Genomic DNA, 25,919 nt, shown 5'->3' with positions numbered 1-25,919 from the left:
CGGCTTTGGACATGGCGACTAACAGCAGTAAACATGCTCACCTGCAGCGCAGGGGGTTAACGATTACCGGCCGCCAAAGGCCCCAAGCATATGAAAAAACAGGGAGTATTACACGTGTTAAATTGGTTAAAGCGGATTAGCTTAGGGGTAATTGGCCTGTTGATTGTGGCGGTTATGGCGGTTTACCTTACTCTGCGTCAGTCGCTGCCTGCACTGGATGGCGATCGTCTGGTCAGCCAGGTTCAGCAACCGGCAACGTTGTCCCGTGACGCTTTAGGCCAGGCCATTATCCAGGCCGACTCGCGCAAAGAAGCCATGTATCTGCTTGGTTTTGCCCATGGCCAGGACCGTTTTTTCCAGATGGATCTCCAGCGTCGCGTTGCCGCCGGCGAGTTGGCCGAGTGGCTGGGCGAAATGGCCTTAAAAGCCGATAAAACCGGCCGCTTTTATCAATTTCGTCGCCATGCCGAGGCAATGTTTAAAACCTTACCGGCAGCCCAACAGGAAATCCTCGTCGCTTACAGTGAGGGCGTTAATCAGGCCCTGGCTGAACAAAGCGCCCGCCCGTTTGAATATATCCTGACCAATTTTGCCCAGGCGCCCTGGCAACCCGCCGACAGCTTGCTGGTTATTCTCAGTATGTATATGGATTTGCAGTCCGGCACCATTAATCGGGATCTGACCCTAACCGAACTCAAACACCAGTTTGGTCAGCCCATGGTCGATTTTATCCTGCAACCGAGTCAGTATCAGGCGGCGTTAGATACTAGCCGGTTACAGTCAAAAGTGGATATTCCGCCGCTTACTGCCAAACCATCAACGCCAACAACCCGTGTAGCATCTCCGATACCTTTTCGTGAAGAAATTGGCAGCAACAACTGGATTGTGGGTGGTGCGCTAACCGCAACCGGCGATGCCCTGCTCGCCAGCGACATGCACCTTGGCCTGCGGGTGCCAATTATTTGGTACCGGGCCCAGCTTAATTACAACGTGGAAAGTCAGGATATCTCACTGACGGGCGTTTCTTTGCCCGGCGTGCCCGGCATTATTGCTGGTACCAATGGGCACATTGCCTGGGGATTCACCAACGGGTATATCGATACGGCGGATTGGGTACAAATCGACCGTAGCGAAGTCAAAACCGTTGATGAAACCATTAAGGTCAAGGATCGGGTCGAGAAGTATCAGCGATTAACCAGTGACTATGGTCCGGTGCATCAGTTAGGTGCACGCTTTTATGCACTCAAATGGGCAGCGCTGGAACCTTATGCTGTTAACCTGATGCTTAATCAGCTGGATACCAGGCTAAGTGTGCTGGAAGCACTGCCCATCGTCAGAAAACTGGGCATGCCAGTGCAAAACATCGCTATTGGTGATACCCAGGGTAATATTGCCTGGATGCCAGCCGGTACGGTGCCAGCGCGAAAAGTCCCTCATGATACCGCCATCACGCCAGCCGAACTGGACGATTTATGGGGCGCGGAAGAATTTAATCTACCGGTGGTCATGAACCCTGAGTCTCATCGTATCTGGACCGCCAACTCACGGGTAATGAGTACAAATGACCTGACCCGCTACGGCGACGGTGGCTATTCTTTGGGTGCCCGGGCCACACAAATTCGCGACCGCTTGTTCGACTACCCCCAGTTTGACGAAGCCCGCTTTTATCAGATCCAGCTGGATAACGAAGCGCGCTTTATGCAACCCTGGCATGCGCTGCTGCGCCAGTTGATGAATCGTAATTCAGGCCATTTTGCAGCCGATATCGCCGCCCTGGAAAACTGGCAAAACTGCGCCTGTGCTGAGTCAGTCGGCTACACGCTGGTAAAACACTTCCGTCGACAAGTGCTTAATGCCACTTTTGCTCCTGTTAACGAGGCCATCAAAGCCAAGGAGCTTTCCCTTGGCGCAGTATCTCATTACCTCGAGCCCGGCATGTGGCAACTTATTCGTAGTGAGAATACCCAGTGGTTACCCGAAGGCGAGAGTAACTGGCAAAGCTTTATGCTTAATCAGTATCAGTTAGCCAAACAGCAGTTAATCGACCAATACGGTGCGTCAGAAGACTTATCTACCCTCGCCTGGGGTAAAGTGAATGTTCAGGCCATTACCCATCCTTTTGCCGGTCAGATCCCGTTCTTCGGAAAAGCCCTTAATATGGCGCAAATTCCAGCCTACGGCGATACCTTTATGCCTGCCGTGCAAACCCGTACTTTTGGCGCTTCACAGCGCTTGTTTATTCGCCCGGCTCACCTGGATAAAGCAGTGTTAACCGTGCCTGGCGGTCAATCGGGTCATCCATTGTCAGATTACTATAAAGCCGGGTTTGATGATTACGCCAACCACAGAATGACTCCCTTGCTGCCGGGTAAACCTTTGCATACGTTAACCTTTATGCCAAAGTAACGGGATAAAGAGAGCAGTTAAGGACGCCGTTTGAATGACACCCGCAATTAAGTTGTTAGAACGCGGTAAGCACCCTCATCGGGTGCTTAAATATGACCACGATAAGCAAGCTGAATCCTATGGTCTGGAAGCCGTTGAAAAACTGTCGCTGCCAGCGCCCGCGGTGTTTAAAACACTGGTGGCAGAGCTTGATAATGGCAAACTGGTGGTTGCCGTTGTACCGGTTACCCATCAGTTAAACTTAAAGCAACTGGCCAAAGCGGCCAAAGCCAAAAAAGCTCAAATGGCGGCACCGGCAAAAGTCGAGAGCAGCTCTGGCTATGTGCTCGGCGGTGTAAGCCCGCTTGGCCAGAAAAAAGCACTGGTCACGTTTATTGATGATAGCGCCAATCAGCTGGATACCCTTTATTGCAGTGCCGGCAAACGAGGACTGGAAATAGAATTATCGCCACAATTACTGGCCACGCTTACCCGCGCGACCTTTGCGCCACTAGCCGCACAGTAAATGGCTATTTCATTGCGTGACATCAACGCCGATAATTACGAGGCAGTGTGTGATCTGGACGTTGCCGAATCTCAGCAGGATTATGTTGCCTGCAATATGTGGTCGCTGGTTGAATCTCATTACAACTCAGGCTACACCTGTAAAGCCATTTACTGTAACGAAGATCCGGTTGGTTTTTCATGTGGGTACAGGAAAGCGAGAATAAAGTGTCCATATGGCGCTTTATGATTGATCAGCAGTTTCAGAATCAGGGCTATGGCCGTCTTGCCATGAGGCTGGCAATTGCCGAAATTAAAGCCAATCCGTGGGTGCAAACCATTGAGATTTGTTACAACCCCAACAATCCTGTCGCCTCAGAATTTTATGCCTCCTTTGGTTTTGTCGAGGCGGGCATGGATGACGACGGTGATGACATGCTGGCAATAATAAACCTGTAGCAAACGAATAAAGGATTTACTATGCAGTGCCCACGAACCGCGACACCACTGACTAAAGTCAACGTGGGTAAAGTGGCGGTGTATGTGAGTGAAAAAACCGGTGGCGTCTTTTTAACTAACCAGACACTGGCTTTATTTGAATCCGGCGAGGAGGCCAGAGGCCAGGCTCTGGCCCGGCATCTGAGTCAGTTTCATCATCCCCTGCCATCGATTGATGCTCGGGTTAATTGCCCTACGTGCAGCGAGACTGTGATGCTGCGTCGCTATTACAGCCCCTTACATGTCGTCGAAATTGATGAATGTCCCGGCTGTGGCGGTATCTGGCTGGATACCGGGGAGCTGAAAAAGTTGCAATCATTAATGCTTAACGCAAAAGAGCGGGCTATGTTACGCCAACATTTATTGGCGGAGCACAGGCCTGTCAGCATTGAAGGGATGCCGCATCTGCGGGATAGTCAGCGCAAGGAATTTAACAAAATCGACCGGTTGCTTGACCTGGCCGACTGGCTCATTCAAGGGTGATCGCCAGCCTGAACACGGCATTACTTAATCTGTCTGGCGAAATCGTTCCTGCCACAGTGTCTTAGCCTGACTCAACGCTTCTTCCTCGGTGGTGTCATCATCTTTAAGCTCACTGGCAATATCAAGAATAATGGCATCACGGGCTGCAATCAGCTTATCGGCTTCGGCAAATAAATCCCGCGCTTCCGGGAACTCGCTTTTCAGCGCATCAATGCCTTTTAGCTGGTAATAGTGTTGTTCAAATCCTTTATTAAATAACGCCCGTTTAGCGTGAAAAATCAGATAATCCCGGCCTTTTTCGGAACGGATAAACTCAAGATCACTGTCAGCCAGTTCGGCAGCTACGGCAACCTCTATGGCTTTTTGCTGCCACCGGGTAATTGCCTCATCGTCATTCCGTTCAATGGCTTCGGCAACACCGGCCACTAAATCGCTGGCATGTAATATCTGCTGACGAAACGCCATTGATGCTAATTGCGCATCGCTGTAGTTCTCCAGCGGCGGCGGCTCGTCTGCAACCTGCCAATAAGCCAACCCTGCCAGCAAAATAACGCCAACAATCACAAGTACTTTACTGAATGACATAACAACCTGTAAGACAATGAAATGAATTAAGAAATAACAGAAGTGAGTTTACTACGATTAGCCTGCTAACGCATTGCACGTTACCGCTTTAATCGTTGCTTTAGCGAAAGAAAATAGCAGCAAGCGCCTGCTTGATGCAGGCGCTTGCCCCATTTATAAAGTCAGATTAATGACTACTCTGTGGGTGGTTTAGTGTTTTCCACCCGACTTTTGAGCTTTTGACCCGGACGGAAAGTCACCACCCGGCGCGCTTTAATCGGAATGTCTTCGCCGGTTTTTGGGTTGCGGCCCGGACGTTCGTTCTTATCACGCAAATCAAAATTACCAAAACCGGAAAGTTTCACTTGTTCACCGGACTCCAGTGCGCCTTTTATTTCCTCAAAAAACGCTTCCACTAAATCTTTAGCGTCCTTTTTGTTGATACCCAGTTTCTCGAATAAGTGTTCAGCCATTTCGGCTTTGGTTAGTGCCATAAATTTTACTCTCTTAACGCTGCCCCGAATTCGGATTCAAGCCCCCGAATCACCGAATCTACCGCTGCTTGTATCTCTGCATCTTCCAGTGTTTTGCCTGGATCCTGCAGGATTAATGACAATGCCAGACTCTTGTAACCATCGGCAATTCCCTGTCCTGTATACACATCGAACAAGTTTAGGCCAACTAATTGATTTACGCCAATTTTTCCAACAAAATTTATTATATCGCCAACTTTAACGTCTGCAGCCACTGTAATGGCGATATCACGACGGTTTGCCGGGTACTTAGAAACGGGCTGTGCCTGAGGTAATTCGCGGTTTGTCAGCGCCGCTAATTCAATTTCAAACACAAAAACGCGTCCGTTGGTACCTAATTGTTTGCTGAACTGCGGATGTACCGCACCCAGCCAACCAACACATTTATCGTCCATGTAAACCGCTGCCGACATACCCGGATGTAATGCAGAATGTGTTTCTGTATTAAAAGTGACCGTTTTTTCCTTTGCAGTCAATGCTAAAAGTGCTTCAACGTCTGCTTTTGCATCAAAAAAGTCGACTGGCTTGTCATCTCTGTCCCAATGTTCATCAAAACGACGACCAGCCACCACACCCGCCAGCATGGGTTGTTGGTTAATTCCATTAGGTGCATCGGCATCCGGAATAAAGCGTAGCCCGGTTTCAAACAACCGAATACGCTGTTGCTGGCGTTTCTGGTTGTAAGAGGTTGCCTGTAACAGACCCGGCCACAAACTCACACGCATAATCGACATGTCTGCAGATATAGGATGTGGCAGCACAAGGCCATTACTCTCAGGGAAAAGTGCATTTTGTACTTTTGGATCAACAAACGAATAGGTAATGGCTTCGTTGTAACCACGATTAAGCAGTACTGATTTTACCGCGTTAACTGATAATTCCTTCTCACTGGCCGGGATCATGGCCAGCGCCGCCACTGGTGCCTGATTAGCAATACTGTTGTAACCGTATACCCGTGCCACTTCTTCAATCAGATCTTCTTCAATCTCGATATCAAAGCGATAGCTTGGTGCAGTAGCCACCCAGCCTTCGTCAGATTCTTTTGCATCCAGACCCAGTCTCGCCAGAATTTCGCTAACGGTTGCGGCCGGGATATCAATACCCAGCACTTTAGCCAGGCGCGCTTTACGTAAAGTCACTTCAGCACGAACCGGAATATCCGCTTCACTCACCGCTTCAACTACCGGCCCTGCCTGACCGCCACAAATATCCAGAATCAACTGGGTTGCGCGTTCCATGGCCGTGGCTTGCAGCTGCGGATCAACACCGCGCTCATAACGGTGCGATGCATCGGTATGCAAGCCGTACTGACGGGCTTTACCCATAATGGTATCCGGGTGGAAAAACGCACTTTCCAGCAGGATATCTGTGGTATTTTCGTCGGTACCAGAATGCAGGCCACCAAAGATACCGGCCATGGCCAGCGCTTTGTTGTCATCAGCAATAACCAGAGTGTTGTCTTTTAACTCAACTTCAGACTCATCCAGCAGCACCAGTTTTTCACCGGCTTCAGCCATGCGCACGTTAATGCCACCGTCGATAGACGCCAGGTTAAATGCGTGCATTGGGTGACCAAGCTCAAGTAATACAAAGTTGGTTACATCTACAATCGGGTCGATGTTACGAATACCGCTACGACGCAGCTTCTCGGTCAGCCACAGAGGCGACTCTGCTTTAACATCCACACCTTTGATTACGCGGCCTAAATAACGCGAACATGCCTGTGGTGCACTTAAGGTAATAGCCAGCTTATCGTCGATAGTGGCTGCAACCGGCGCAATTTCAGGCTCGCACACGTCGGCTTTATTTAGTACGCCTACTTCACGGGCAATACCGCGCAGGCCTAAGCAGTCTGCGCGGTTTGGCGTCAGATCCACTTCAATGGTGACATCGTCCAGGCCCAGATATTCGCGAACATCAGCACCCACAGGCGCATCCAGTGCCAGTTCAATAATACCGCTGTGATCGTCGCTTACGCCCAGCTCTGAGTAACTACACAGCATGCCAAAAGACGGCTCGCCACGCAGCTTTGCTTTCTTAATTTTAAAATCGCCTGGTAATACCGCGCCCACTTTGGCCACGGCCACTTTTAAGCCTGCACGACAGTTTGGCGCACCGCACACGATGTCCAGCAGCTCGTCTTCACCCACGTTAATTTTCGTTACGCGCAGTTTATCGGCGTTAGGATGCTGACCGCACTCCACCACTTCGCCAATTACCACACCGCTGAAATCACCGGCGACCGGCTCTACACCATCTACTTCCAGACCAGCCATGCTCAATTGTTCGCACAGCTCATCCCGTGATACGGCGGGATTTACCCACTCTCTTAACCATTTTTCACTGAATTTCATTTTGCTTTGCCTTAATTGAACTGCTTGAGGAACCGAAGATCGTTTTCAAAGAATGCGCGCAGGTCATTCACGCCATAACGCAACATGGTCAGGCGCTCTACGCCCATACCAAAGGCAAAGCCGGTGTATTCTTCCGGATCAATATTAACGGCGCGCAGCACATTCGGGTGCACCATCCCGCAGCCGAGCACTTCCAGCCACTGGCCGTTTTTACCCATAACGTCAACTTCTGCTGACGGTTCGGTAAACGGGAAGTAAGACGGACGGAAACGAACCTGCAATGATTCTTCAAAAAAGTTTTGCAGAAAATCATGCAAAATGCCTTTCAGTTCAGCAAAGCTGACGTTTTTATCCACCATCAGGCCTTCTACCTGATGGAACATTGGCGTGTGGGTCTGGTCGTAGTCGTTACGATAAACCCGCCCCGGCGAAATAATACGCAACGGTGGCTTTTCCACTTCCATAGTGCGGATCTGAACGCCTGAAGTTTGCGTACGCAACATAATTTCAGGGTTAAAGTAAAAGGTATCATGGTCGGCACGCGCCGGGTGATTAGCCGGAATATTCAGCGCATCAAAGTTATGAAAACTGTCTTCCACTTCCGGGCCGGTTTTAACCGCAAAGCCAAGCTCGCCAAAAAACTGTTCGATACGCGCGATCGTACGGGATACCGGATGCAGGTTACCAGTGAACTCAGTGCGCCCCGGCAGGGTCACATCAACGGCTTCCTCGGCCAGCTTTTTGTTAAGTTCTGCGCTACGTAACGCATCACCTTTAGCGGTAATGGCCTGTTGAATTTCTTGTTTGGCTACGTTAATTTTTTGGCCGGCCAGCGGGCGTTCTTCGGCGGATAACTGCCCCAACCCTTTTAACAGGTCGGTCAGCTTGCCTTTTTTGCCCATAAACTCAACTCTCACCTGGTCGAGCGTTGCTGCATCAACGGCAGCGTCAATCTGCGCTTTGGCCTGACTGACTATCGCTTCAAGCTCCATGATTTCCCCAATTTGGTACTAAAATTTGCTGCTAACACCCACTATCCTGCGGCTTAACCAATAAGCAGCCTGACCAGCGGGCAAATAAAAGGCCGTTATTTTACACAAAGGATAAAAGCCGCGGCTACCCTAACAAGCTGATTTAAGCAAATAAATTCAAAAAAACCACTAATTGGTACACAAACAGCGGCTGACATACCAATTTATGCCGGCTTTTACCTTATTTAATCAGCGGTAATATGGCTTTAAATGCCTGCGTGTCGGCCCGTTCTAACAATTCAAAAATGGCCATTTCCACACCGGTCAGCTGCGCTCCGGCAGCGTGCATTTTGCTTATTGCCAGCTGCTTGTTGAGAGGATCCCGCGACGCGATGCCATCAGTGACCAAATGCACCTCTTTACCACTGGCCAGCAGATCCATGACGGTTTGATACACACAAATATGGGCTTCGATACCGCATACCAGCCATTGCTGGCGGTTTATGGCCGCTAGCTGTTGTTCAATGCTTTCTGTTTTAAGCGCACTAAAGGTCGCCTTGGCAAAGGCATCTCCAGCGGGAATGAGGGGTTTAAGCTCATCCACGGTACTCCCCAGTTTATCGGGTAGCTGCTCAACAAACAGCACCGGAATACCCAGCGTTTGCATGGCTTTTGTGAGGATTGCCGTGGCGCTAATCATGCTGTCACTGTTATCCATTAAACGGGCTAACTTGCCCTGAATATCAATCACTATTAGCGCAGTATCTGATTGTGTTAACACCATAAACTCCTGTTTTAAAAAGCCGACAATCAACTATAGCAAATTATGCTTTTGTTGCACTGTTATGCATTCTCGCTGCATTTTATCGCACCAGGTTGTTTACTTATCGTGCAAGGGATGATTTTTTTGGTGCAAATACCCGCAATTCGATGATTTAACATCCCGGCCCACGTGTCATTTACGCCAAACCCGGTAGTCGGTCGTTTTACTTCACACCACCCCAAAATACACCTCAAACCACTGTTAATTAAAGACTTTATCACCATTATAAAAAGACAAATATAAATACTCTGTTTTATACTTTTGATTTATTCAGACCAAATGGTCAGGTTTTGGCACGAGTTGTGCTCTCAGGGAGGCGGGACTTTTCCATAACACTCAACAGGGAATTCTATGAAGCACAAGTATTCTTTCAATCCGATAGCAGCCGGTATTGCCTTAGTACTGTTAAGCAGTCAGATTACCGCTGTTGCTCAGGAAACATCAGAAGTCAGCGAAGCTGACGTAGAGAAAATAGATGTTCTGGGCAAAAAAGCTGACTATTACTCAATTATGCCGAGCGGTGAAAACAGCAGTGCTTTTGGTTTAGACAAAAGCCTGTATGAAACCCCGCGTTCTATAACCGAGATCAGTGAAGATCTGGTCGATAAATTTGCCCTGCGTAGTGTTGATGACCTGGTTCGACTAACCCCGGGCGCCTTTACCAGCTCGTTTTTTGGTATTAAAGGAGCCATGGATATTCGTGGTGAACCTGCTGATAACTACTTCCGTGGTTTCCGCCGCATAGCTAACCCTGGTGCGTTTAACACTATCGTCCGTGGTGCAGAGAAACTCGAAGTTATGCGTGGGCCGGTATCGCCTTTATACGGCAGTGGTAGTGTGGGCGGTCAGCTTAACTACACGCCTAAGTCAGCTAAGGTTGGCGGCAGTAAATACATTGACGAAGTGACCGGTGATATCTCAGTAACCGTTGGCTCGTACAATCAGCGTATTGTGTCCGGTAGTCTGGGGATCCCGCTGGAAATTGGCGGTAAATACGGTGGTTTGCAATTATTCGCCGAAGTAGAAGACTCTGAATCATTTTATGACGGCTATGAGCCTTCCAGTGAGCTGGTTCAGGCGGCGGTAGATTTTGATTTATCAGACAGCACTACCTTACAGTTTGGTGTGCAGTATCAGACCACCGACAGTATCCAGGTACCAGGCTGGAACCGTGTAACCCAGGATTTGATTGATAACGGTACCTACATTACTGGTGCCGCGCCAATCCGCAACTCCGATAACCCGATTGGCGCAGACACCCTGCTGCCACAGGAATCATCGTTTATCGCGCCTTTTGCGCCTAGCTTCCTGAACAACGCTTTCAGTAACGTCAACAGCTGGTGTACTGCTGCTGAGGCGGGAGCTGGCAACGCCGTTTACAATGGTTTTGAAGTAAGCTGTGCCGGTGGGTTTGGTAACTTCCTGGCGGATCGTTCACTGGCTAATCCTTATGCATTAACCGATGTGGGTACCGTACAGATTGACCATCAAACCACCTTTATTGATGATCACGACTATGCCGACACCACAGCCATTACAGCCTATTTTGATATTACCCATGAGTTTGAAAGTGGTACTGTGTGGAAGAACGAAGCGTTTTACGACTACATGGATCACACCAAATATCAAAGCTGGGGCTTTACTGCTTACTACCCTGATGCTTACCTGTATGAATTACGCAGTAGCCTGACCTTCGAATACGAAGGCGACGACTTTACGGCTAACAGCATTGTGGGCGTAAACTACCGCGAAGAGCACCTGGAAAACTGGGCCGCATGGATGGATGAAACCTTTGATTTCCGTGATATTTCGGTAGGGCCAACGCCTAACGACCGGACATCACCGGCGTCATTCGACCCGTATGAGTATGCGGAGCTTATCTATGACGCCGATGGCAATGTAACCGGTGTGGAAGGTACGCTGACCCGTAACTTCAATGAAGTGCATTTGTCTAAAGCCGCTAACGTGGGTACGTTCTTCCTGACTGACATTACCTATGGCAACTTTAACCTGTTGTTAGGTGCGCGTTACGATTACTTTGACGTTGAGTCTGAAAATGGCTGGGTGTCCTACTTAGGTGATCCACAAGGTAACGGAGTAATTACCGGTAACGATACTGCGTTCAGCTATAACACCAGCTTGTCATACAATGCTGATGGCATTATTCCTTATATCACCTACTCTGAGTCTAACTCGCTGAGTACTAACCAGCTGGGTGGTATTATTCCTACCACTATCGAAAACAGCGAGTACATCCAGGAGTCGACGCTACAGGAAGTAGGTATCAAGATGAACCTGCTGGATAACCACCTGTACACGGCTGTGGCCTGGTACGATCAGGATAAAACCTATCGTGACAGCCAGACCGGTGCACTGGTAGCGGTTTATGGTGATGGTTTGGAATTTGAAATGCGTGCGCTGATTAGCGATAACCTGTCTATTTTAGCCACTGCCACTCACACCAATACCGAAGAGGTCAGTAACGGCGCGCTGGCGGTAATTAATGGTGCAGACTTTGCTGCGCAAAATGGTTTAAACCCACAGGATGTTTATGGTGGTCGTATTGCCGGTCCTCGCTCAGCGTTTGTCGGCATGAATACCCGTCTGGAACGCGGCGGTCTGCCGGATAATATCATCAGCGTATACGGTACCTGGGCACAGGAACTGGGCGAAGGTGACGTAACCGGTAGTCTGGGTTTAACCTGGGTAGACGAAACCTACACTGACATTCTGCAAACCACTATGCTGCCAAGCTACAGCATTGTGAACGGCTCTGTCAGCTACGCTCAGGGTCCGTTTACCGGTCTGTTACAGGTTAACAACCTGCTGGATGAAGATTACTTCACCTCAGCTGATTTGTTCGACTCTGTGGTAGTAAAACCTTCTGCGGGTCGCACCTTCTCGTTAACGCTGACTTACGCGTTTTAATTAGCGGCGTTTCGTTAACCCGAATTAAAACCCCGGCTATTTTAGCCGGGGTTTTTGTTTAGCTGTTCAGTGCATCAAACTCTTTACGTGCTTTGTCGCGGCTCATGCCATACTTTTCCTGCATTTTGCCGTAGAACAAGTCGAAGTTACCTTCCATTTGCTCTACCTCATCGTCGGTCAGTTTACCCCACTGTTGCTTGACCTTACCGGTTAGCTGATTCCACTTACCTTTTGCAATATCAGTATTCATAGCTGACTCCCTGTTGTGAAAAAAAGAATGAACGTCTTGGTTATGTATCACACCATGGTTAATGCCAGACTTATACCAGATAGTTAACAGCTTGTTTTTCAGCGTGTTAGAGAATAGAAAGAAAGGAATAAGCGCCTGACAGGAAAATCCTTACAGGCGCACAGTGCAATACTTACAGGGATACAAACTAGTGCGGGGTTTTCTGAATCTTGAACACCAGACTATAAAGCACCGGTACAAAGACCAAAGTAAGCAAGGTGGCAAAGCCAAGGCCAAACATGATCACCACTGCCATGCTGGCAAAGAAGTCATCAAATAACAGCGGGATCATACCTAAAATAGTGGTAATCGCCGCCATACACACTGGTCGCACGCGACTTAGCGTAGCGTGAAACAGTGCCGAATAAGGTGCTTTACCTTCTTCCAGCTCAAGTTTTACCTGCTCTACCAGCACAATACCGTTTTTGATGATCATGCCCGACAAACTTAAAAAGCCCAGTAACGCCATAAACCCAAAAGGCGCGCCCGTTAACAATAAGCCATAGCTCACTCCAATCAGGGCAAGAGGAATACAGGCCCAGATAATGCCCGCAATCCGGGCGGAAGCAAACAACAGTACGGTGGTGATAAACATAATGAGATAGCCCAGCGGCAACGAGCCGAATATGGCCGTTTGTGCTTTGTTGGAAGCTTCAAACTCACCGCCCCACTCCAGTTGGTAACCGTCAGGTAAAGGGATCGCTTCTATTTTTTCCTTAACCCGCGAAAACAGCTTGGCAGCAGTTTCGCTACCCAGAATATCGTGATCAGCCATCACGGTTAAGGTACGCTTACGGTCGCGACGCATAATGATAGGATCTTCCCAGCTGACATCAAACCGGCTGACGACCTGAGTAACCGGAATATACTGCTGCGCCGTCGCAGAGTAAATTTGCAGATTTTCCAGATTCTCCGCAGTAAGTCGCTCCTGTGGTGGTGGCCGACTGATTATCGGCAGCAGGTCAGTGCCATCGCGGTAAACGCCAATCTGGGCACCGGAAAAGCTGGTGAGTAAGAGTTCGTCCAGGTCAGCCTTGCTGATCCCAACCCGACGGGCAGCCGCTTCGTTTAAAATAGGTCTGATAACCTTGGTTTGCTGACGCCAGTTATCACGGATATTTCTTGCACCAGGATCGCCGGCCAGGATCTGCTTGGCCTCCTCGGCTAAACGGCGCAATTCGGTGGGCTCAGGGCCACTGAACCGGGCCTCAATTTTCGCGTCGGTAGACGGCCCGATTTCAAGGCGTTTTATTTTGTAAAATACCTCGCTATATTCGCTGTCCATAAAGTCCCGTAATCGCGGTAGCTGCGCTTCCAGCGTTTCCCCATCGCGCATGCGAATAACCAGCTGGGCGTAAGTTTGATAGCTCTTCTCGGTTTGATAGGTGAGCATAAAACGGGTTAAACCCTGGCCCACCGTGGAAGTCACTTCTTCTACGCCGTCTTCGCTGAGCAAGTGCTTTTCAATCTGATTCACCTTGTCCGCATTTACGCGAATATCTGTGCCTGCTTTATGCCAGATGTCCACCAAAAACATCGGCGTGGTCGAAGGCGGGAAAAACGACTGCTTAACGCTGCCAAAAGCAATAATTGCACTCACCAGCAGTGCCACCATGGCCACCACGGTTATCACCCGGAATTTCAGCGCAAAATGTAAGATACCGCTGAAAATCTCGAAAATAAGTCCGTTGTACAACTCTTCACTGCCCTTGAGTTCTTCGTTACCGACATTGTCAGCATCCTTAAACAGCAGAGAGGCAAAAAACGGCGTCAGGGTAATTGCGGTGACCCAGCTAAGCAACAAACTGACAAACAGCACCCAAAACAAACTGCCGGCAAATTCCCCGGTGGCATCACTCGACAGGCCAATGGGCGCAAAGGCGATAATGGCAATCACCGTGGCACCCAGCAGTGGCCACATATTCTGGCTAACCACATAAGACGCCGCCGCCACTTTGGTGTAGCCCCGTTTCATGGCGATTAAAATTCCTTCGGTCACCACTATGGCATTGTCCACTAGCATCCCCAGGGCAATGATCAGGGCCCCCAGGGAAATACGCTGCAGATTAATTTCCATCTGCTGCATAAAAATAAAGGTACCCAACACGGTTAGCAGCAGGATAAGACCAATGAGCAGGCCAGACTTAACGCCCATAAACACCAGTAGCACCACAATAACGATACCGACTGCTTCAGCCAGGTTTAAAATAAAACCCTGCACGGATTTATCCACTTCGACCGGCTGGTTGTAGATAAAACTGGTTTGCATACCAACCGGGCGCATGTACTCGAGTTTTTCCAGGCGCTGCATAATTCGCTCGCCAACCTCAACCACGTTAACACCATCGGCAAAAGAAATTCCCAGCAATAAAGACTGCTCGCCGTTGTAATGGATAAGGTTGTCCGGTACCTCTTCGTAGCCGCGATAAATACGGGCTACATCACCCAGGTAAATTCGCTCTGGCGCACCCGCCTGACTGATAAGCAGATTTTCCAGCTCTTCTACTGATTCAAATTCGCCGGTGGGGTTAATGCGAATGTACTCATCCCCAATTTTCACCTTACCGGCATTAGACACCTGATTCTGACTAACCAGTAACGAACTGATGCGGCTGGGACTAATACCCAGGGAAACTATCTGTGAACGCGCAATTTCGACAAACACCTGTTCCTGCTGTTCGCCCTGTACAGTAACTTTGCCCACGCCGTCCACCAGAATAAGCTCGCGCTTCAGGTAATCCACATAATCATTGATATCTTTGTACTGATAGCCTTCGCCATTAATGGCGATGAGCATGCCGTAAACATCGGCAAAATCATCCATCACCCGTGGCGGATTAACCCCGGTTGGCAATGCAGGCCGTAAATCATTAATTTTACGGCGCATTTCTTCCCAGATCCCACGCAGGGCATCTTTCCGGTAGATGCTTTTCATCTCTACCGTGATTTGTGACTGCCCGGCAGTGGAAATAGAAGTAATGTTATCGACGTAAGGTAACTCCTGGATCGCATTTTCGATGGGGTAAGTTACCTCTTCCTCCACCTGGGTGGGAGAAGCACCAGGGTACTGGGTGATAACCATGGCCTTTTTAATAGTAAACTGCGGATCTTCCAGACGCCCGAGGCCAAAAAAAGCCAGGGTTCCGCCCAGCAGCAGGATCAGCGTAACCAGCCAGCTGGTGGTGCGGTTTTTAACAAAGTAACCGGCAATATTCACCCTTACAGCCCCCGCTCTTTATGCCAGATACGAATGGTTTCACCATCCTGTAAGCGGTGCACACCGGCTGCCACAACTTGTTCTCCACTAACCAGACCGTCAGTCACTACAAAGCCATCATCGGTGATATTCCCCAGGGTCACGGCGCGCTTTTCCAGCTGATTATCCTTAACCACCACAAACACGTAGCTTTGTTCATTGTTACCAGTTCCATCGGTAAAAATGGCCGCCGCCGGTACATTCCAGCCAGCGCTTTTCACTTTCATGACCTGATCCAGCTGGGCTCTTACTGTGGCAGACATACCCGGAAACACGTTAAAGTTGTCGGGGCGGGTTAACTGAAACACCACTTTATAGGTGTTGGTGGCCGGGTCTGCGTCGGTGTCATACTCTTTCAGCGTGGCACGGAACACATCATCCGGATGGGTATCAAAGCGCACCTCTGGCTGGTACTGGCTTTCTTTGTCCAGGTTAGAGAGTAAGTCTTCAGGGATCTGGATTGCCACATCTACCACGGTATTTTTTTGCAGTGAAAAGACCGCTTGCTGAGCCATAATGCTTTCGTAGTTTTCTACGTAACGCTGGGCTACCTGACCGCTGAATGGCGCGTGCAGCTCGGTGTAGGCCAGGTTTGTTTCTGCTGATTTCAGCGCGGCCTCGGCCACCTTAAGCTGCGCCTTCGCTTCATCAAAGCCTGCTTTAGAGGCCAGCTGTTTATCCAGTAAGGTTTTTGACCTGTCGAACTGAACCTTGGCCAGGTCGTAATTAGCCCGCGCCTGATCCACCGCAATCTGATAATCCGTGGGATCCAAGGTCGCCAGCACCTCTCCGCTGTTGACATGTTGGCCAGCCATTACCTTAAGGGTTTGCAGTTCGCCAGACACGCGAAACGCCAGAGTGGCTTCCTCACTGGCTTCTACCACAGCGGGAAACTCCCGGTAACCGCCATGATCAATGCTTTCCAGTGTGAGGGTTTTAACCAGCTTGGTTGTCTGCGTCTCAGTGACCTGATTTTCTGCTTCACTACTGCACCCGCTAAGGGCAAGTATTAGCGCGCTGGCCACACTGGCTCTGATTACACTCATTGGCTTCACTGCATTTCTCCTGAATTTTAACGCTGGCAATATACGTCAACTTAAACCAAAATAATATTTAATCTATTTTACTTATGCATTAAATTTAATTTATGACACTCGAACAATTACGCATGTTTGTCACCGTGGCTGAGCACGGTAGTATCGCGAGAGCCGCCGAGGTATTGCACAAAACCCAGCCAGCTTTGTCGATTGCCATAAAACGTTTTCAGGAGGAACTTCAGCTATCCCTGCTCCGGAAAACCGCAAACCGATTACAGCTCACAGCAGACGGCCAGCGCCTGCTGCCCCACTGCCGTTATCTGTTACGGCAGGAAAAGGATATCGGCACGCTGGCGGCTCACTTAAGGCAAGGCCATGAGAGTAAAATTGAATTTGCTTTTGATACTATATGTCAGCAAGACTCTTTTTTCGATGCAATCACGCAAACCCAACAGCAGTTTCCGCAAACTGAACTGTATATATCGGCAGTCCAGCGTCTGGGCGCAATTCAGCGGATTATTGATGGTACTGCTGATATTGCAGTCAGCCCCTGGACTCATTCGTTTCACGAGCTGGCCAGTTTTGAAACCATGCCTTTTGGCCGTTTTGAAGTGGTCGCCGTTATCCACCAACGCTTGCTTGAAAAAATTGGCGGCAGCCCGTTTTCATCCAGTCAGCTACGGGATATTCCGCTATTAATGCCACAGTCTTTCGATATCGATTTAAACATTGAAAAAGTAATGGGCGTGGTGCCAAGTTCCACCATGCGCACCAATGACACCTCCACACAGAAGGGTTTACTGTTACGCTGCGCTGGCTGGGGTTATATCCCCAAGGACAGGGTGGCCGAAGAGCTTGGAGACGGCAGTTTGGTTCAGTTACAGCTGGATGATGTGACCTCCTCCATCAAGGGGGAGATCAATCTGGTGCGGGAAAAAAAGCGCCCCAAAGGCCCGGTGGCCAGCTTTCTCTGGCAGGCATTAACCGCACTGGAAACGCCTTAACCGGGCCTTGCTGCGGTTAAGGAATTTGCATTAGCGATTCCCGGCCACCGTTTGGTGGGCGTCGGCAAACCAGTCAAGACGCATGTCCCACTGATAACGATGCTCAGGCAACAACGGCGGTTGTTCGGCATCAATGACACTGAGTACATTTTTAGCTTCAGTGATGGTGGCGTCACGGCCAAACAGATAGCTCTGCTCTTTAACAATGGTCTGATAAGCTTTATTCAGCGCCAGTGCGCGCTCAGGACTTGGCGTAATCAGTTCATACACCGAGCCGGCTTGTCTGACTTTGTCTTCGTCAACGTTGCCGTCTTCGTTAAACCAGCGCGCCAGCATCTCTGCATTCTGGCGGAATTCATCGCCACCACCAACACGTTTCATGTAGGTGAGAAACTCACCATCCTGCTCATTGATGTTGGGCACATCGGCAATGTCATGCAGATTTATATAACCCCACCCTGCAGCGCCCGGGACTTTTCGCGCAAACGAAAACGTTTGGTCGAACGTCGCCCCAACAGTTTTATGGCAACCATTGCAAAACGCCAGTTCCTGTTCATGCTGCGGACGAAGTGCGCCGGTTGCATCTTCAATATAAGCGTTCAGGGTCCAGCCAAAGCCGTTATCAATGCCCTTTTCTTCATTCAGGTAACGAGTTTGCGGGAGTTTTTCAAAGGCTTTGTCCTTGGCTTCGGCGTAATAGGCTGATGCCAGGCTCTCTTTACTGCGAAAGAGTGCTTTTTGCATATAGCGCACTTCTTTCATACGCGGTGCATTGAAAATACGGCCGTCGTCGTCCACGCCGATATAGCGCACGGTATGCAATAACTCGGTGCCCTGGGGGTAAAGCTGAAAACTAAGCTCAATCGAACGGGCATCACCCACATAATAACGCTGGCGCTGCATAGTCTGCACATTCGCGGTTAACTCACCGTCGCCGTTAATATCCTGGCCAATTTCCATTTCGTTAAGCGCGGGGACTGCCAGCTGATCGACATCTTTTAAGGCCATTTCCACCAGGGTCAGGTTAGCCAGATAGATATCCTGACTATACTGACCATCGCGCTGCTGAAACGGCGCAGGCAGGCGTATCATGGCATCTCCGGTTGAGCCATTGGTTGGCCAGAAGGTACTCGGGAACGGCTTATAATTATAGGCCACCCAGCCACTGCCATCGTTGGCTATGCCATATTCGCCAAAGGCATCGCTGGGCTGACTTAGCTGCGCCAGATGCATAGCCTGGGGCAGGCCGCCCTGCTCTTTCAGCGCCGGGCTGTAGTTGTCCTGATTAATATAGGCCAGGATAGCCTCATCGCTGATATCAGCAATCAGCTCACGACGGTCGACAAACAGATTCTTCCAGCTGTTAGTCAGACCGACGTCAGAAAATTCATAATTTCCCTGCAAGGTACCATCGCCCATTTGATTGGGTCGGTTTTCGTTTTTGTCATAGCTTTGATGGCAGGCATAGCAAGGATTGTTAGTGCCGTTGGTTTTGGTATAACACTGGGGCGGAATTACCGACTCCGGATTATATATTTCGTTGTGCTCAAGATAAGCCACGGCCGGAATATCATCACCTTCCTGGTAAGGATACTGCGTAGGCTGTACCGGCATTTCAACAACCTTTTCATCACTACAGGCACTCATTAATAATGTGCTGACCAGAACCAGTGATGACAAATTGATATAAGAGTTTTTCATAGTTTTATAAACGCAAAAATCCGGGTACCAGCGTACCCGGACAAATTAGATTAAAATGTGACTTATTTCTTCGCTGGTTCGTACATCCACAGCGTGTTGTTTTCCTGGAAGCCATCTTCACCAATCAGAATACGGCCATCGTTCATTACGATAACGTTATCTGGCTGAGACAGCTGGTCCACATCACAACGCTCTGCACCAGTCAGGCTTGAACGGTAGGTAGAACCCATTACCACAGGCTCAATGCGTGAGATATCGTAGTTTGCGCCTAAACGAGCACGGTATACACCACCGCAATCCTTAACACGAGCAGACAGCTGCATGTCACCCTCACCGTCGATCATGGTGTTGTCGATGTCAGAAATGCCGATATAGACGTAAGCGTCGGTAACGATTTCACCTTCGATAGTGTCGACACCTTCAACCGCTTCTTTCGCACGCTTATGGTTTACCGAGATACCTTCCAGCTTACGCCACTCAGCGGTTGCACCCAGTGCTTTAGCCGCTGCACGTGATTCAAGGAACGCGACACGGTCATCCATTGGCTGACCCGCAGTCACTTTACCACCGCCGTTTTCTACGGTTGGGTAAGTGGCGTCGCCATTAGCCCAGGCAGCTACGTCAGCTAAGGTAATGTAAGAGCTTTCGCCTTCTACATAATCGTCGGTACCGATACCATTGTATTCGTCAATCCAGGCACGGATAGTCAGGTTGTCACCACTAGCCAGCTCAACCCACTCAACATCAAAGCCGGTAGTTGCCGGATCATTCTGACCTAAGTCCTGAGTCAGTTTGGCACCGTACAACGTACCTGCACTTAAATCTTCTGCGGTATCAGCCACAAATTTAAACAGTACGCCGCCGGTATCATCCTGAGACAGGTAAACTGTGCGTCCGTCAGGCATTACCGTTGAGTTTTCGTGCTCGTAACGGCCCATAGCAAAATGTTTAACAATGACCGGTGTCGCAGAAGCGGCTTCGGTTACCTCGGCGATATAGCCGTAGTTGTAAGGGTTTGGCACATCTGGTGCGGTCATTTCCCACATACGGCCGATACGTGCATTGGTAGCTACTTCGTTTGGATCGTTCCAGCTGGCATCAGTGGTACTGTTTACTGATGAATCAACAACCCACTCTTCTGACGTCAGTGGCGTACCCCAGGGTGACATAGAACCAAAGCAGTTTGCTGCCGTTCCCCATACAGGAGAGAAGTCCAGCATCATCACGTCAGTAACAGTCCACATGCCTTGAGCGTCACGCTCAATAGCCATACGGCTCATGCCGCCAGGCAGTTCTTCCCAGTTAGAGAAAAGATAACCCTGGCCTTCACCGGTAGGCAGGAAGCCGTTAAAGTCCGGCATGTCGTTTTCCAGTACCAGAGTACCGCCGTCCAGCGTGTAAATGTGGCCCAGACCTTCAGGTAATTCACCTTCGTAGGTGTCACCGGTCTGACCCAGAACCTGATACTGACCAATGGCGGTCATCACCAGTTGCTTTTCTTCTTCTGAGCTTGGTACCGGTGAATCAGGTAAGGTAGCTGGCAGGTTATTAAAGTTAACACCGGCCAGAACACCAACAGTACCGGTGTTAATAGGCATACTGTTGATGCTGTTAGTGGCAGTGTTGGTGCCAGAAGGATGCTGTACGTTAAAGAACAAATCGCCTTCGTCACTCAAAAAAATACCGGTAACTTCTGCGCCCAGTGGTACGGTAGCGATACGGGTTAATTTACCTGCTGAATCACCATTTTCACCCTGTGGGCCTTGTTCGCCTTGAGGGCCCTGAACACCCTGGGCGCCAGTTGCGCCGTCTGCACCGTCGTCGCCGTCCAGTGAACAGGCTGACAATCCCATCGCGATGGCCGCTGCCAACGCTGAATACCGAATACCGCGTAAGAGTTCTTTTTGCATTTATGTTTCCAACTTGTGTGTTCTGCAGTACAACAACTCACTGTTATACCTTGATTTAATTGCGCGGGTAGCTTGAACAACAGTTGTGAAAACGCGGTTACAGCTACATGACATATCAATGAAGCTTTTATGTAAAGTGTATGAAAAGGTAAAGAATATTGCGGCAGCGCATAGGCGCCTGAGGTTACAGACTAACGGTGTTCAGCAGGTTGAGTGCAGCAAAGGAAACTTGCAGGCCCTAATACCAACCCGCATAGCAGTTTGCCCATTCAGCAAGACTGGCGGTTGGTAAAAAATAAACAGGCAGAAACGAAAAACGGCGAGCATCCTGCTCGCCGTTTTCCGAAAGAACTTAAACTTAATTAGTTAATAATTAAGCTAATGCGCCTTTAGCCGCGTCGACTAATGCGCTGAAAGCCGCTTTGTCATGAACTGCGATGTCAGCAAGGATCTTACGATCGATTTCGACAGACGCTTTCTTCAGACCGTTGATGAAACGGCTGTATGACATACCGTTTTGACGAGCCGCAGCGTTAATACGTGCAATCCACAGTTGACGGAATTGACGTTTACGTTGACGACGGTCACGGTAAGCATATTGACCAGCTTTAGTTACAGCCTGTACCGCTACGCGATAAACGCGTGAACGAGCACCGTAATAACCTTTAGCTTGTTTTAAAACTTTTTTGTGACGTGCACGTGCAATAGTGCCGCGTTTTACTCTTGCCATTATTCAGTCTCCTCGATTAAACGTAAGGCAGCATGCGCTGTACTAATTTAGTATCAGAGTCATGAACCAGTTTTTTGCCACGCAGGTGACGTTTACGTTTAGAGCTCTTCTTAGTCAGAATGTGACGTAAGTGAGACTGTTTGCTTTTAAAGCGGCCTGAGCCCGTTTTCTTGAAACGTTTGGCAGCACCACTAACAGTTTTCATTTTAGGCATTGCTAAAACTCCGCATTGTTAAGGTTGGCTAATCATTGGTGTGCAGTCACCTTTATAGCCAGTTAATATTTGCAGCAGGGTGTTTTGGGGTGCAGATTCCCAAAAACTTTATAAAACCACTACTACTTCTTAAGTGGGGCGAGCACCATGATCATCTGACGACCCTCAACCCGTTTAGGGAAAGACTCGCAGTTGGCAACGTCCTCCAGGTCCGTTCTTACACGTTCCAGCAGTTCGATACCGATCTCTTGGTGAGCCATTTCACGTCCGCGGAAACGGATCGTAACTTTGGCTTTATCGCCACCTTCCAGAAAGCGACGCAGGTTGCGCAGTTTTACCTGGTAATCGCCTTCATCAGTGCCAGGGCGAAATTTAATCTCCTTGACCTGAATTTGCTTCTGTTTTTTCTTTTGCTCTTTTTGAGCCTTCGATTTTTCGAAGAGGAACTTGCCGTAGTCCATAACTTTACAGACTGGCGGCTCAGCGTTCGGACTAATTTCAACAAGATCTAAACTTGCTGCTTCAGCAGTGCTGATTGCTTCGCTAATCGAAACAACGCCTACCTGGCTTCCATCTGCGCCAATTAAGCGCACTTCTCTTGCAGTAATTTCATCGTTAATCCGGGCTTTATCACCCTGAGCCTTATTGTTGTTAGCGCCTTTAATGTGCTATTCCTCCAACTACTTTAATCTTTACCTGATTCCCTGCTTTCAAAAATTCGCCAAGGAATCAGACACTTGCTTATTAGCATAATACAACGAGAGCCACGCTGCATAATTAGATGCGCGAGTATACCGTTATTTGATGATTTTTCCAGCGATTTCTTCATTTGCCAGGGCAATAAAGTCTGCTACCGGCATACTGCCTAAATCTTCGCCACGACGTGAACGAACAGCAACCATACCTGCTTCCATTTCTTTATCGCCAACCACCAGCATATAAGGTACGCGTTTCAGCGTATGTTCCCGAATTTTAAAACCAATCTTCTCATTTCTCAAGTCGGTCTTCGCTCTGAAGCCCTGCGCCTGTAGCGAATCGACTACTTGTTGAGCATATTCGGCCTGATTATCGGTAATATTCATCACCACCATTTGCTTGGGCGCCAACCATAACGGGAAGAAGCCAGCATATTCTTCGGTCAGGATGCCGATAAAGCGCTCAAGTGAGCCCAGTACCGCACGGTGAATCATCACCGGTACACGACGCTCGCCGTCTTCAGCGACGTAAGATGAACCTAAACGGCCCGGCATAGAGAAGTCAGCCTGAACCGTACCACACTGCCATGCACGATCTAAGCAGTCGTACAGGGTAAATTCGATTTTAGGCCCGTAGAACGCGCCCTCACCCGGCAGATATTTAAATTCGATATCCTTGCTGTGCAGTGCATCAGCCAGGGCTTTTTCGGCTTTATCCCAAATCTCATCGCTACCTACGCGTTTTTCCGGACGGGTAGACAGTTTCACTTCGATTTTTTCAAAGCCAAAGGTGCGGTAGGCATCGTAAATCATGTCGATACACGCGCACACTTCATCCAGCATCTGCTCTTCAGTACAGAAGATATGCGCATCGTCCTGGGTAAAGCCCCGAACCCGCATCAGGCCGTGTAAGGCACCCGATGGCTCGTTACGGTGACAGCAACCAAACTCGGCCATACGCAGCGGCAGATCACGGTAGGACTTCAGACCCTGGTTAAAGATTTGCACGTGGCCCGGGCAGTTCATTGGCTTAATGGCATATTCACGCTTTTCAGATTCGGTGGTGAACATGTTTTCAGCGTACTTGTCCCAGTGACCGGATTTTTCCCACAGCACGCGGTCCATCATTAATGGGCCTTTTACTTCGTCGTAGGCGTATTTGCGCAGCATGTTACGCACAAATTTTTCCAGCTCGGTGTAAATTGTCCAGCCATCGTTGTGCCAGAACACCATACCCGGCGCTTCTTCCTGCCAATGGAACAGGTCCAGCGTTTTACCAATTTTACGGTGGTCACGCTTTTCGGCTTCTTCCAAGCGCGTCAGATAAGCCTTGAGCTGCTTCTTATCGGCCCAGGCGGTACCGTAAATACGTTGCAGCATTTTGTTGTCGCTGTTACCACGCCAGTAAGCCCCGGCCACTTTCATTAATTTAAAGTGGTGACAAAACTTCATGTTAGGTACGTGAGGGCCACGACACATATCCACGTATTCTTCGTGGTGATACAGTCCCGGCTTATCATCCTGTTTGATATTCTCATCCAGGATTTCAATTTTGTATGACTCGTGACGCTCTACGAAGGTATCGCGCGCTTCTTGCCAGCTGACGGTTTTCTTAACTACGTCATAGTTGGTCTTAGCCAGCTCCAGCATGCGCTTTTCAAGCTTCTGCAGGTCTTCCTGAGTCAGGCTGTGCTCCATATCAACATCGTAGTAGAAACCATTGTCGATAGTAGGACCGATCGCCATTTTCGCATCTGGCCATAACTGTTTGATCGCATGACCAATCAGGTGAGCACAGCTGTGACGGATAATCTCAAGTCCGTCTTCGTCTTTGGCAGTAATGATTTCTAACGCAGCGTCTGAATCAATGACGTCGCACGCATCAACACGCTCGCCGTTTACGCGACCAGCTATAGTGGCTTTGGCCAGACCAGGACCAATATCATTGGCCACATCTAAAACTGAAACAGGGTTATCGAAAGAGCGCTTGCTTCCGTCAGGAAGAGTAATAACAGGCATGAAATATCCTTACAGTGGTGACACCTACTCTGTGCCACTTGTGTTAACGTCTAAAATGAGAAAATGCGTGACCATCTCACTATTGTTGAGAATGCTCAGGTGCTGCGAGGAGCACGAGTTTGGCTCGGATTATAACCCGTGAAACGTCACATGCAATGACTGAATTTATCGATCGACCGGAAAACCAGCGATTCAGCGCAAATTGTCTTAAACTGACTGTTAAATCTGCGGTTTTACCCGACAGCTATGGCCTGCTCGCGGTTTTACGCGACCCTTTGACCGCCTGATTCAGCGTTTTTAACTCCATCGCCGTCATCGTGCGCCATTGACCAGGCTTAAGATTACCCAGCTCAATGTGCATAATACGGGTACGTTTAAGTTTGGTGACTTCGTAGCCTAAAAACTCACACATCCGGCGAATTTGACGATTCAGGCCCTGAGTAAGAATGATGGTAAACTTAAACTTGCCACGGGCAGAGACCTTACAGGGTTTGGTCACCGTCCCTAATATCGGTACCCCTCTTGCCATTTTTTGTAAAAAGCGTTCGCTGATGGGTTGATTTACCGTGACTTCATACTCTTTGTCATGGGCATTTTCAGCGCGCAGAATTTTATTAACAATGTCACCATCACTGGTCAGGAAAATTAATCCTTCTGATGGTTTATCGAGACGACCAATCGGAAAAATACGTTCCTTATGGCCAATCGCATCAATAATATTGCCTTTTACATGACGTTCGGTCGTGCAGGTAATACCGATGGGTTTGTTGTACACCAGATACACTCTGTCCGACTTATCGGCAGCCACTGCGCCAATCAGCTTGCCGTCCACTCTGACTTTGTCGGTTGGTGCCACTTTGGTACCTAACTCGGGCTTTTTGTCATTAATGGTAACGCGTTGTTGCTCAATGAGCTTATCGGCTTCGCGACGCGAGCAAAAGCCCGTATCGCTGATGTATTTATTGAGGCGCTTGGTGTTTTCTGCGCTCATTCCGGATCCTTAAAACGCGACGACAAACAA

General features: G+C 49.2%; 20 protein-coding genes and 1 pseudogene. 6 read left to right on the top strand and 15 right to left on the bottom strand.

The genetic code is table 11. From position 1 onward, the window contains the following. The first annotated feature begins 114 nt into the window (after positions 1-114). From BFC17_RS00630 to BFC17_RS00615, 4 genes and pseudogenes are all read left to right on the top strand, one after another. Positions 115-2,406, top strand: a complete 2,292-nt coding sequence (locus BFC17_RS00630) for a penicillin acylase family protein (protein ID WP_070174557.1) — start codon at positions 115-117, stop codon at positions 2,404-2,406. Between the two features lie 34 nt (positions 2,407-2,440). Continuing rightward, positions 2,441-2,911, top strand: a complete 471-nt coding sequence (gene ybaK / locus BFC17_RS00625) for a Cys-tRNA(Pro) deacylase (protein WP_070174528.1) — start codon at positions 2,441-2,443, stop codon at positions 2,909-2,911. Further along, positions 2,912-3,348 (top strand): annotated as a pseudogene (locus BFC17_RS00620) (GNAT family N-acetyltransferase). 21 nt (positions 3,349-3,369) lie between these two features. Continuing rightward, on the top strand, positions 3,370-3,870 hold the full coding sequence (locus BFC17_RS00615) for a TFIIB-type zinc ribbon-containing protein (RefSeq protein ID WP_070174527.1): 501 nt from the start codon (positions 3,370-3,372) through the stop codon (positions 3,868-3,870). Positions 3,871-3,894: 24 nt separating this feature from the next. On the opposite strand, the gene BFC17_RS00610 is transcribed toward BFC17_RS00615, so the two are convergent. The 5 genes from BFC17_RS00610 to BFC17_RS00590 form a co-directional block, all read right to left on the bottom strand. Next, positions 3,895-4,455 (bottom strand): hypothetical protein, encoded by a 561-nt coding sequence (locus BFC17_RS00610; RefSeq protein WP_070174526.1) that lies wholly within the window; start codon positions 4,453-4,455, stop codon positions 3,895-3,897. 173 nt (positions 4,456-4,628) lie between these two features. Beyond that, positions 4,629-4,928: an integration host factor subunit alpha gene (gene ihfA / locus BFC17_RS00605; RefSeq protein ID WP_070174525.1), complete on the bottom strand. Its 300-nt coding sequence runs from the start codon at positions 4,926-4,928 to the stop codon at positions 4,629-4,631. A gap of 5 nt (positions 4,929-4,933) precedes the next feature. Beyond that, the gene (pheT, locus tag BFC17_RS00600) at positions 4,934-7,321 is read right to left on the bottom strand and encodes a phenylalanine--tRNA ligase subunit beta (RefSeq protein WP_070174524.1); all 2,388 of its coding nucleotides are present in this window, start codon (positions 7,319-7,321) and stop codon (positions 4,934-4,936) included. An 11-nt stretch (positions 7,322-7,332) separates the two neighbouring features. Then, positions 7,333-8,316, bottom strand: coding sequence for a phenylalanine--tRNA ligase subunit alpha (gene pheS / locus BFC17_RS00595; protein ID WP_425304323.1), 984 nt, complete (start codon positions 8,314-8,316; stop codon positions 7,333-7,335). Positions 8,317-8,533: 217 nt separating this feature from the next. Beyond that, a complete protein-coding gene (locus BFC17_RS00590) occupies positions 8,534-9,076 on the bottom strand; it encodes an isochorismatase family protein (protein ID WP_229680957.1) in 543 nt (180 codons plus the stop codon). Between the two features lie 390 nt (positions 9,077-9,466). Between BFC17_RS00590 and BFC17_RS00585 the strand changes: the two genes are divergently transcribed. Next, entirely contained in the window at positions 9,467-12,043 is a 2,577-nt protein-coding gene (locus BFC17_RS00585) for a TonB-dependent siderophore receptor (protein WP_070174522.1), read from the top strand. Positions 12,044-12,101: 58 nt separating this feature from the next. Here the strand turns inward: BFC17_RS00585 and BFC17_RS00580 are convergent, their stop codons facing one another. The 3 genes from BFC17_RS00580 to BFC17_RS00570 all read right to left on the bottom strand — a co-directional run bounded on the left by BFC17_RS00580 (position 12,102) and on the right by BFC17_RS00570 (position 16,634). Next, positions 12,102-12,293, bottom strand: coding sequence for a CsbD family protein (locus tag BFC17_RS00580; RefSeq protein ID WP_070174521.1), 192 nt, complete (start codon positions 12,291-12,293; stop codon positions 12,102-12,104). A gap of 187 nt (positions 12,294-12,480) precedes the next feature. Next, positions 12,481-15,549 (bottom strand): efflux RND transporter permease subunit, encoded by a 3,069-nt coding sequence (locus tag BFC17_RS00575; protein WP_070174520.1) that lies wholly within the window; start codon positions 15,547-15,549, stop codon positions 12,481-12,483. Positions 15,550-15,551: 2 nt separating this feature from the next. Then, a complete protein-coding gene (locus tag BFC17_RS00570; protein WP_070174519.1) occupies positions 15,552-16,634 on the bottom strand; it encodes an efflux RND transporter periplasmic adaptor subunit in 1,083 nt (360 codons plus the stop codon). Positions 16,635-16,735: 101 nt separating this feature from the next. Between BFC17_RS00570 and BFC17_RS00565 the strand changes: the two genes are divergently transcribed. After that, on the top strand, positions 16,736-17,629 hold the full coding sequence (locus BFC17_RS00565) for a LysR family transcriptional regulator (protein WP_070174518.1): 894 nt from the start codon (positions 16,736-16,738) through the stop codon (positions 17,627-17,629). 30 nt (positions 17,630-17,659) lie between these two features. Here BFC17_RS00565 and BFC17_RS00560 read toward each other — a convergent pair whose 3' ends face one another. From BFC17_RS00560 to rluF, 7 genes are all read right to left on the bottom strand, one after another. Beyond that, a complete protein-coding gene (locus BFC17_RS00560) occupies positions 17,660-19,276 on the bottom strand; it encodes a hypothetical protein (RefSeq protein WP_229680958.1) in 1,617 nt (538 codons plus the stop codon). Between the two features lie 116 nt (positions 19,277-19,392). Continuing rightward, entirely contained in the window at positions 19,393-21,240 is a 1,848-nt protein-coding gene (locus BFC17_RS00555) for an alkaline phosphatase PhoX (RefSeq protein ID WP_070174516.1), read from the bottom strand. A 373-nt stretch (positions 21,241-21,613) separates the two neighbouring features. Next, a complete protein-coding gene (gene rplT / locus BFC17_RS00550; RefSeq protein ID WP_070174515.1) occupies positions 21,614-21,970 on the bottom strand; it encodes a 50S ribosomal protein L20 in 357 nt (118 codons plus the stop codon). A gap of 16 nt (positions 21,971-21,986) precedes the next feature. Further along, positions 21,987-22,184 carry a 50S ribosomal protein L35 gene (gene rpmI, locus BFC17_RS00545; RefSeq protein WP_012518091.1) on the bottom strand — a complete coding sequence of 66 codons (198 nt, stop codon included), beginning with the start codon at positions 22,182-22,184 and terminating at the stop codon, positions 21,987-21,989. Between the two features lie 122 nt (positions 22,185-22,306). Continuing rightward, positions 22,307-22,849, bottom strand: a complete 543-nt coding sequence (infC, locus tag BFC17_RS00540) for a translation initiation factor IF-3 (protein ID WP_083271484.1) — start codon at positions 22,847-22,849, stop codon at positions 22,307-22,309. A 132-nt stretch (positions 22,850-22,981) separates the two neighbouring features. Continuing rightward, complete coding sequence (gene thrS / locus BFC17_RS00535) at positions 22,982-24,898, bottom strand: threonine--tRNA ligase (RefSeq protein ID WP_070174513.1); 1,917 nt, start codon at positions 24,896-24,898, stop codon at positions 22,982-22,984. A gap of 244 nt (positions 24,899-25,142) precedes the next feature. Then, a complete protein-coding gene (gene rluF / locus BFC17_RS00530; protein ID WP_070174512.1) occupies positions 25,143-25,889 on the bottom strand; it encodes a 23S rRNA pseudouridine(2604) synthase RluF in 747 nt (248 codons plus the stop codon). Between the last annotated feature and the right edge of the window lie 30 nt (positions 25,890-25,919).

The sequence above is a fragment of the Marisediminitalea lipolytica genome (assembly GCF_001758465.1).
Taxonomy (GTDB): Bacteria; Pseudomonadota; Gammaproteobacteria; order Enterobacterales; family Alteromonadaceae; genus Alteromonas; species Alteromonas lipolytica.
The sequence above is the reverse complement of the archived record's forward strand: the minus strand, read 5'-3'. Positions and strand labels throughout refer to the sequence as shown.

Excerpts from the sequence above, each read along its gene's own strand:
- ybaK (WP_070174528.1), top strand. The coding sequence starts at position 2,441 with ATGACACCCGCAATTAAGTTGTTAGAACGCGGTAAGCACCCTCATCGG.
- BFC17_RS00615 (WP_070174527.1), top strand. The coding sequence starts at position 3,370 with ATGCAGTGCCCACGAACCGCGACACCACTGACTAAAGTCAACGTGGGT.
- BFC17_RS00610 (WP_070174526.1), bottom strand. The coding sequence starts at position 4,455 with ATGTCATTCAGTAAAGTACTTGTGATTGTTGGCGTTATTTTGCTGGCA.
- ihfA (WP_070174525.1), bottom strand. The coding sequence starts at position 4,928 with ATGGCACTAACCAAAGCCGAAATGGCTGAACACTTATTCGAGAAACTG.
- pheT (WP_070174524.1), bottom strand. The coding sequence starts at position 7,321 with ATGAAATTCAGTGAAAAATGGTTAAGAGAGTGGGTAAATCCCGCCGTA.
- BFC17_RS00590 (WP_229680957.1), bottom strand. The coding sequence starts at position 9,076 with ATGGTGTTAACACAATCAGATACTGCGCTAATAGTGATTGATATTCAG.
- BFC17_RS00585 (WP_070174522.1), top strand. The coding sequence starts at position 9,467 with ATGAAGCACAAGTATTCTTTCAATCCGATAGCAGCCGGTATTGCCTTA.
- BFC17_RS00580 (WP_070174521.1), bottom strand. The coding sequence starts at position 12,293 with ATGAATACTGATATTGCAAAAGGTAAGTGGAATCAGCTAACCGGTAAG.
- BFC17_RS00570 (WP_070174519.1), bottom strand. The coding sequence starts at position 16,634 with ATGAGTGTAATCAGAGCCAGTGTGGCCAGCGCGCTAATACTTGCCCTT.
- BFC17_RS00565 (WP_070174518.1), top strand. The coding sequence starts at position 16,736 with ATGACACTCGAACAATTACGCATGTTTGTCACCGTGGCTGAGCACGGT.
- BFC17_RS00560 (WP_229680958.1), bottom strand. The coding sequence starts at position 19,276 with ATGAGTGCCTGTAGTGATGAAAAGGTTGTTGAAATGCCGGTACAGCCT.
- BFC17_RS00555 (WP_070174516.1), bottom strand. The coding sequence starts at position 21,240 with ATGCAAAAAGAACTCTTACGCGGTATTCGGTATTCAGCGTTGGCAGCG.
- rplT (WP_070174515.1), bottom strand. The coding sequence starts at position 21,970 with ATGGCAAGAGTAAAACGCGGCACTATTGCACGTGCACGTCACAAAAAA.
- rpmI (WP_012518091.1), bottom strand. The coding sequence starts at position 22,184 with ATGCCTAAAATGAAAACTGTTAGTGGTGCTGCCAAACGTTTCAAGAAA.
- thrS (WP_070174513.1), bottom strand. The coding sequence starts at position 24,898 with ATGCCTGTTATTACTCTTCCTGACGGAAGCAAGCGCTCTTTCGATAAC.
- rluF (WP_070174512.1), bottom strand. The coding sequence starts at position 25,889 with ATGAGCGCAGAAAACACCAAGCGCCTCAATAAATACATCAGCGATACG.